Consider the following 6,460-nt stretch of genomic DNA (forward strand, 5'->3'; position numbering starts at 1 on the left):
GGCGTTATTTAAGGCGCACTCTTGCAGGCTCAACCCCATTGCGCCAAACGCTCCCCCAAACAAACTGACAAAGGACAATCCATGCGACCTTCCGGCCGCGCGCCTGACGAAATGCGCGCCATCGGCTTTGAGCCCCACTTTACCAAGCACGCCGAAGGTTCGGTGCTCGTCTCGTTCGGGCATACCAAGGTCATCTGCACCGCGAGCGTCGAGGAACGCCTGCCGCCTTGGCTGCGCGGTAAGGGTGAAGGCTGGGTGACGGCGGAATATTCGATGCTCCCCCGCGCCACCCACACCCGCGGCAGCCGCGAGGCCGCCAAGGGCAAGCAGAGCGGGCGCACCCAGGAAATCCAGCGCCTGATCGGCCGTTCCTTGCGCGCCGTGACCGACCTCAAGAAGCTTGGCGAACGCCAGATCACGCTCGACTGCGACGTGATCCAGGCCGACGGCGGTACCCGCACCGCCGCGATTTCGGGCGCCTGGGTGGCGCTGCGTATCGCGATCGACAAGCTGATGGCGGCTGGCGCGATTACCGAAGACCCGCTGACCCGCAAGGTCGCCGCCGTGTCCTGCGGCATCTTCAAGGGCAACCCGGTGCTCGATCTCGATTACGACGAAGACAGCTCGGCCGATGCCGACGCCAACTTCGTGCTGATCGAAGGCGGCCAGATCGCCGAAGTCCAGGCCACCGCCGAAGGCGCCACCTATGACGAGGAAGGCCTGCTGCGCCTGCTGCGCCTGGCCCGCATCGGCTGCGACCGGATCTTCGACGCGCAGGGTAAGGCCGTGGCCAAGTGAGCCGCAAGCTTGGCTCCGAAACCCTGGTGATTGCCACGCACAACGCGGGCAAGCTCAAGGAAATCGGGGCCTTGCTCGCGCCTTATGGCTTGCAGTGCATTTCGGCAGGCTCGCTGGGCCTGCCGGAACCGGCCGAGACCGGCACGACCTTTATCGAAAACGCGCTGATCAAGGCGCGGGCGGCGGCGGAAGGCTCGGGCCTGCCCGCGCTGGCCGACGATTCGGGCCTGTGCGTCGATGCACTGGGCGGGCGGCCCGGCGTCTATACCGCCGACTGGGCCGAGCGGCAGTGGTTCGAAGGCCCCGCCGGGCGCGACTGGTACATGGCCATGGGGAAGGTCGAGGGGCTACTGTGCGAACTGGGACCGGACACGGACCGCTCCGGCCACTTCGCCTGCGTGCTGGCAATCGCCTGGCCGGATGGGACAAGCGCGGTCTACGAAGGCAAGGTGCAAGGCACCCTCACCTGGCCGCCGCGCGGGGAACTGGGCTTTGGCTATGACCCGGTGTTCGTGGCCGAAGGCTACAACAAGACCTTTGCCGAGATCGACCCGGAAGAAAAACACCGCATCAGCCACCGCGCCGATGCCTTTGCCAAGCTGGTGGCCGATCAGTTCGGTTAAGCGGGCAAGATCACCCACCCCCAACCCCTCCCGCAAGCGGGAGGGGAGCGAGACTTGCTGTACCGCAGGCGCAGCTAGTCGCAGCGGGGTGGGCTCTACCGGGGGTGCGGCACTTCAAGGCACCTGCTGGCCCATGAAATTGCCCGCCGGGTAATAGCGGCACACCAACACATCCTTGCCGTTCCCGCGCGCCAGCGCGCAGCCGACTTCCTGCGTCGCGGGCCAGATCAGCTGGGTATAATGGCCCACGTCCTGCCACTTGCCGGTGCTCGACACGTCAGGGAACTTGCCAGGGCGGAAATAGGCACCCTCGCGCACGAAAGCGTCGATCATCTGTTCGGGCGAATAGGCGCCGCTGGTGCCCATCCACAGGTTCTCGCCCGCGCCGCTGCGGTCTTTCGAATGTTCGAACACCCCGCGCGCGGCCAGCGTATCGGCCCATTCGCTCGCCTGCTGGGCCAGCACCGGGCTCCATTTCAGCGGGGCGATGCCAAGCCGGGTGCGCTCGGCATTGTGCGTGGCGAGCAGGCGTCCGGCGAAGGAATAGGGCGAAATCCCCGGCGCCTCCGCGCTGACGGGCAGCGCAATCAGACAGGCTAGCGCGAGCAGGATACGGACGATGGGCATGGCACTTCCCTTGACATTGCGGCCTTAACAGCCCCTGAAAGCGGCATGGCCCGCGCGCTCTACATCCATTGGCCGTTCTGCCTCGCAAAGTGCCCCTATTGCGACTTCAACAGCCATGTCCGCGCCTCGGTCGACCATGCCCGCTGGGAGGCCGCGCTGCTTGCAGAAATGCGACACGAGCATGATGTCGCGGGCGGCGAGCCGCTGGAAAGCATCTTCTTCGGCGGTGGCACGCCCTCGCTGATGCCGCCCGCGCTGGTTGCCCGGCTGCTGGAAGAGGCCGAGCGACTGTGGGGCTTTGCGAGCGGGATCGAGATCACGCTGGAAGGCAATCCCTCGTCGGTCGAGGCCGCGAACTATTCCGCGCTCGCCAGCGCCGGGATCAACCGCGTCTCGCTCGGGCTGCAAGCGCTCGATGACGAAACGCTGCGCTTCCTCGGCCGCCTGCATGACGCCGCCGAAGGGCTGGCCGCGCTGGATGTCGCGCAGCGCCAGTTCAGCCGCGTCAGCTTCGATCTGATCTATGCCCGCCCCGGCCAGTCGCTGGCGCAGTGGGAGGCGGAACTGACCCGCGCGCTGGGCTTTGGCACCGGCCACCTCTCGCTCTACCAGCTGACGATCGAACCGGGCACCAAGTTCGCCACCATGGTGCGCCAGCGCGAGTTCGTGCCGCTGGACGACGATGCCAGCGCCGATATGTTCACGCTGACGCAGGAATTGACGGCCCACGCAGGCCTGCCCCGCTACGAGGTCAGCAACCACGCCCGCCCCGGCGAGGAAAGCCGCCACAACCTCACCTATTGGCGCTACCACGACTACTGCGGGATCGGCCCCGGCGCGCATGGGCGGCGCGGCGGCATGGCGACGGTGCGGCACAAGAAGCCCGAAAACTGGCTGGCCGCGCTGGATGAAATCGGCAGCGGCATTGCCGAGGAGCGCCCGCTGGGCATCCGCGAACAGGCGAGCGAAGCGATGCTGATGGGCCTGCGCCTGACCGAGGGCGTCGACCTTTTACAGCTCGCCGCGCGCTTCGCCCTGACGCCGCCGGACCTGTGCGATGATCGCAAGGCCGCGTTCTATCTCCAGCAAGGGCTGGTCTGGCGCGCGGGCGCGCGGATCGGCGTGACCGATGCGGGCATCGAACTGCTCGACGCGCTGCTGGGCGAACTGGTGCCCGCCGGTCTGCTCGAGGCATGAGCCGCACCGACGTTCTGGAGGCCTGGCACGCGCACCTTGCCCACGGCCGCCGCCGCTCGCCCCACACAGTGCGGGCCTATAGCGCCACGGCGGCGCGGCTGATGGATGCGCTGGGCGATCCCGATTGGGGCACCCTCGCCCGGCTCGATGCGGCAGCGCTGCGCGCGCAGCTGGCGCGGCGGCGGGCCGAAGGGCTGACCAATGCCTCCGCCGCGCGGGAACTCTCCGCGCTCAAGGGCTTCATCGCCTTTGCTCGCGAACAGGCCGGGATGGCGGACGCCGCCCCACCCCGGATGCGCGGACCGCGCGTCAAGAAGGGCATCCCGCGCCCGGTGACGCCCGACGAGGCGGTGAACCTTGCCGTCGCGGTGGACGAGGACGCCAGCCAGCCCTGGATCGGCGCGCGCGACCGGGCGGTGCTGCTGCTGCTCTACGGCGCGGGGCTGCGCATTGCCGAGGCACTGTCGCTGACCGGGGCCGACCTGCCGCTGGGCGAAGTGCTGGTCGTCACCGGCAAGGGCGCCAAGCAGCGCGCCGTGCCGATCCTGCCGCTGGTGGCCGAGGGCGTGGCCGATTACGCCGCCAAGTGTCCCTGGCCCCTGCCCAAGGATGGCCCGCTGTTTCGCGGCGCCAAGGGCGGGCCGCTCTCGCAAGGCATGGTGCAAAAAGCGATGGCCCGCGCGCGGATCGCGCTCGGCCTGCCGCCCAGCGCCACGCCCCACGCCCTCCGCCACAGCTTCGCCACGCACCTGCTGGGCGCGGGGGCTGATTTGCGGTCACTTCAGGAACTGCTGGGCCACGCCAGCCTGGGTTCGACCCAGATCTACACCAAGGTCGATGCGGCGACCTTGCTCGACGTCTACCGCAACGCCCACCCGCGCGAGGCGGGTTAGACTTCCTCGTTCTTCCACCGGACCACGCGCCACAGCCACGCGCCCACCACCACAATCACCGTCCCCCACACCAGCGCGCCACCGATGCCGTGGACGGCATCGAGGTAGTCGGCCAGCCAGTGCCCGCCGATGATCAGAAGGGTATTCCACACCATCGCCCCGGCGAAGGTGAAGACCAGGAACTTGCCGTGCTTCATGTGGCTGAGGCCAGCGGGCAGCGAGATCATGGTGCGCAACAGCGGCGAAAACCGCATGGCGAAGACCACCCATTGTCCGTGGCGCTGGAAGAAGGCGGTTGCCGCTTCGACATCGCTCCAACGCATGGTCAGCCAGCGCCCCCAGCGGTCCACCAGTGGGTGCAGGCGGCGATAGCCCAGCCGGTCGCCGATCAGGAACCAGACGTAATTGCCCAGAGTCGATCCGATGGTGCCGACCCAGAGCAGCGGCCAGAACTCCATGTCCCCGCGCGCCACCGCGATCCCGCCCACGCCCATGATGAGTTCGCTGGGGATCGGCGGAAACACGTTTTCGAGGAACATCAGCAAAGCGATGCCCCAGTACCCGCCTTGGGTGATCGTCTCGATGATCCACTCGTCCATGACGGACGCGCGCCTTACTTCATGCCTGCGTGGCGTGCCTCGATGGCATCCCAGATCAGGCCCGGGGTGTCGGTGCCGTTGAACTTGTCGATCGCCATGATGCCGGTGGGCGAAGTGACGTTGATTTCGGTCAGCCACTTGCCGCCGATCACGTCGATCCCGACGAAGACCAGCCCCCGCGCCTTCAGCTGCGGACCCAGCACCGCGCAGATTTCCTCTTCGCGGGCATTGAGCGTGGTCGGCTCGGCATAGCCGCCGGCAGCGAGGTTCGAGCGGAATTCGCCCGCGCCGGGGCGGCGGTTGATCGCGCCTGCAATCTCGCCGTCGACCAGCACGATGCGCTTGTCGCCCTCGCTGATCTCGGGAAGGAAGGGCTGGAACATGTGCGGCTCAACCCAGGCGTTGTCGAACAGTTCGATCAGCGCGCCAAGGTTGCTGCCATCCGCCGGGATGCGCACCACGGCCTTGCCGCCGTTGCCGTGCAGCGGCTTCATCACCAGATCGCCGGGATAGCGCGCGTGGAATTCGCGCACGTCCTCGATCCGCCGGGCGATCAGGGTGGGCGGCATGAACCGCTGGAAATCGAGCACGAAGACCTTTTCGGGCGCATTGCGCACGCTGGCCGGATCGTTGACCACCAGCGTCTGGCCCTCCAGCCGCTCAAGCAGGTGGGTGCCGGTGATGTAGCTGAGATCGAACGGCGGGTCCTGCCGCATCAGCACCACGTCGATGTCCTTCACGAGGTCGATCTTGCGGTGTTCGTCGCGGGTGAAGTGATTGCCCGGTTCACGCCGCACGGTCACCGGGGCGGCCCAGGCGGTGAGGCGGCCCTCATCAAGCGCGAGCGACTTCACGTCATAGTGATAGACGGTGTGGCCGCGCTTTTGCGCCGCTTCCATTAGCGCGAAGCTGGAATCCCCGGCGATGTTGATCGTTTCCAAGGGGTCCATCTGGACGGCAACGCGCAGGCTCATCGAATTCAGCTCCCATCAGGGCATCAAGGCGTTTGCCATGTGGCGCGGGAAGCGCCCCGGCGCAAGGAGGACGACGTCGATCCTGATGTCATCGCCGTCTTTTGCATAGCGATGGGCCACCGCTTCCACCGCAGCGGCCACCCGGCGCAGGCGGTAATCGTCGATGGCGTGATCGAGATCGGCCACGCGTTCGCGCCACTTCACTTCAACAAAGGCGACCGTCCGTCCGCGCCGGGCGATCAGGTCGATCTCGCCGCGCGGGGTCTTCACTCGGGAGGCGAGAATGTGCCAGCCCTTGAGCCGCAGGAACCACGCCGCGAGCCACTCGCCGCGCCTCCCCTGCGCCTCGCGAAGCGCGCGGGTCTTCACTTCAGCTCCATCGCCCGCGCGTAGAGCGCCTTGCGATCAAGCCCGGTCGCGCGCGCCACTTCGGCGGCCGCCTGCGAGGCTTTCTGCGTTTTCAGCGCCTCGATCAACAGGGCGTCAGCGTCAGCCTCGCTCGCCACCGTCTCGCCCGGCGGGCCGACCAGCAGCACGATTTCGCCCTTGGGCGGGTGGGCTGCGTAATGCGCGGAAAGCTCGGAGGGTGAGCCGGTGCGGCACTCCTCGAACTTTTTGGTGAGTTCTCGCGCCACCGCCACCTCGCGGCCCGGCAGCACCTCGGCAATCGCGGTCAGGGCGTCTTCAAGGCGCGGCGCGGTTTCGTAAAACACCAGCGTGGCGCGCACGCCGCCCAGTTCCGCCAGCAT

The 6,460-nt window shown here is 67.5% G+C and carries 8 protein-coding genes and 1 pseudogene; 4 read left to right on the top strand and 5 right to left on the bottom strand.

All coding sequences use genetic code 11. The annotated features are described in order from the left end of the window. Positions 1-81 precede the first annotated feature (81 nt). Entirely contained in the window at positions 82-798 is a 717-nt protein-coding gene (gene rph / locus ACE3SN_RS15730; protein WP_374531606.1) for a ribonuclease PH, read from the top strand. Next, positions 795-1,421: an RdgB/HAM1 family non-canonical purine NTP pyrophosphatase gene (gene rdgB, locus ACE3SN_RS15735; RefSeq protein ID WP_374531608.1), complete on the top strand. Its 627-nt coding sequence runs from the start codon at positions 795-797 to the stop codon at positions 1,419-1,421. The genes rph and rdgB overlap by 4 nt, the downstream gene beginning before the upstream one ends. 114 nt (positions 1,422-1,535) lie before the next feature. Here the strand turns inward: rdgB and ACE3SN_RS15740 are convergent, their stop codons facing one another. Next, positions 1,536-2,048 (bottom strand): CAP domain-containing protein, encoded by a 513-nt coding sequence (locus ACE3SN_RS15740; protein WP_374531610.1) that lies wholly within the window; start codon positions 2,046-2,048, stop codon positions 1,536-1,538. 45 nt (positions 2,049-2,093) lie between these two features. Between ACE3SN_RS15740 and hemW the strand changes: the two genes are divergently transcribed. Together hemW and ACE3SN_RS15750 are read left to right on the top strand one after the other, a co-directional pair. Continuing rightward, positions 2,094-3,245 carry a radical SAM family heme chaperone HemW gene (hemW, locus tag ACE3SN_RS15745; protein WP_374531612.1) on the top strand — a complete coding sequence of 384 codons (1,152 nt, stop codon included), beginning with the start codon at positions 2,094-2,096 and terminating at the stop codon, positions 3,243-3,245. Next, positions 3,242-4,138 carry a tyrosine recombinase XerC gene (locus ACE3SN_RS15750; protein WP_374531614.1) on the top strand — a complete coding sequence of 299 codons (897 nt, stop codon included), beginning with the start codon at positions 3,242-3,244 and terminating at the stop codon, positions 4,136-4,138. The genes hemW and ACE3SN_RS15750 overlap by 4 nt, the downstream gene beginning before the upstream one ends. Here ACE3SN_RS15750 and ACE3SN_RS15755 read toward each other — a convergent pair. The 4 genes and pseudogenes from ACE3SN_RS15755 to ACE3SN_RS15770 form a co-directional block, all read right to left on the bottom strand. Beyond that, on the bottom strand, positions 4,135-4,737 hold the full coding sequence (locus ACE3SN_RS15755) for a DedA family protein (RefSeq protein ID WP_374531615.1): 603 nt from the start codon (positions 4,735-4,737) through the stop codon (positions 4,135-4,137). The genes ACE3SN_RS15750 and ACE3SN_RS15755 overlap by 4 nt on opposite strands. Before the next feature lie 14 nt (positions 4,738-4,751). Continuing rightward, positions 4,752-5,711: a glutathione synthase gene (gene gshB, locus ACE3SN_RS15760; RefSeq protein ID WP_374531617.1), complete on the bottom strand. Its 960-nt coding sequence runs from the start codon at positions 5,709-5,711 to the stop codon at positions 4,752-4,754. A 15-nt stretch (positions 5,712-5,726) separates the two neighbouring features. Next, on the bottom strand, positions 5,727-6,080 hold the full coding sequence (locus ACE3SN_RS15765; protein ID WP_374531619.1) for a YraN family protein: 354 nt from the start codon (positions 6,078-6,080) through the stop codon (positions 5,727-5,729). Continuing rightward, positions 6,077-6,460, bottom strand: a pseudogene (locus ACE3SN_RS15770) (rRNA (cytidine-2'-O-)-methyltransferase); the annotation flags it as partial. The pseudogene ACE3SN_RS15770 and the gene ACE3SN_RS15765, both read right to left, overlap by 4 nt.

The sequence above is a fragment of the Novosphingobium sp. genome (genome assembly GCF_041915465.1).
Taxonomy (GTDB): Bacteria; Pseudomonadota; Alphaproteobacteria; order Sphingomonadales; family Sphingomonadaceae; genus Novosphingobium.

Coding starts and splice junctions, on each gene's coding strand:
- rph (WP_374531606.1), top strand. CDS start 82: ATGCGACCTTCCGGCCGCGCGCCTGACGAAATGCGCGCCATCGGCTTT.
- ACE3SN_RS15740 (WP_374531610.1), bottom strand. CDS start 2,048: ATGCCCATCGTCCGTATCCTGCTCGCGCTAGCCTGTCTGATTGCGCTG.
- hemW (WP_374531612.1), top strand. CDS start 2,094: ATGGCCCGCGCGCTCTACATCCATTGGCCGTTCTGCCTCGCAAAGTGC.
- ACE3SN_RS15750 (WP_374531614.1), top strand. CDS start 3,242: ATGAGCCGCACCGACGTTCTGGAGGCCTGGCACGCGCACCTTGCCCAC.
- ACE3SN_RS15755 (WP_374531615.1), bottom strand. CDS start 4,737: ATGGACGAGTGGATCATCGAGACGATCACCCAAGGCGGGTACTGGGGC.
- gshB (WP_374531617.1), bottom strand. CDS start 5,711: ATGAGCCTGCGCGTTGCCGTCCAGATGGACCCCTTGGAAACGATCAAC.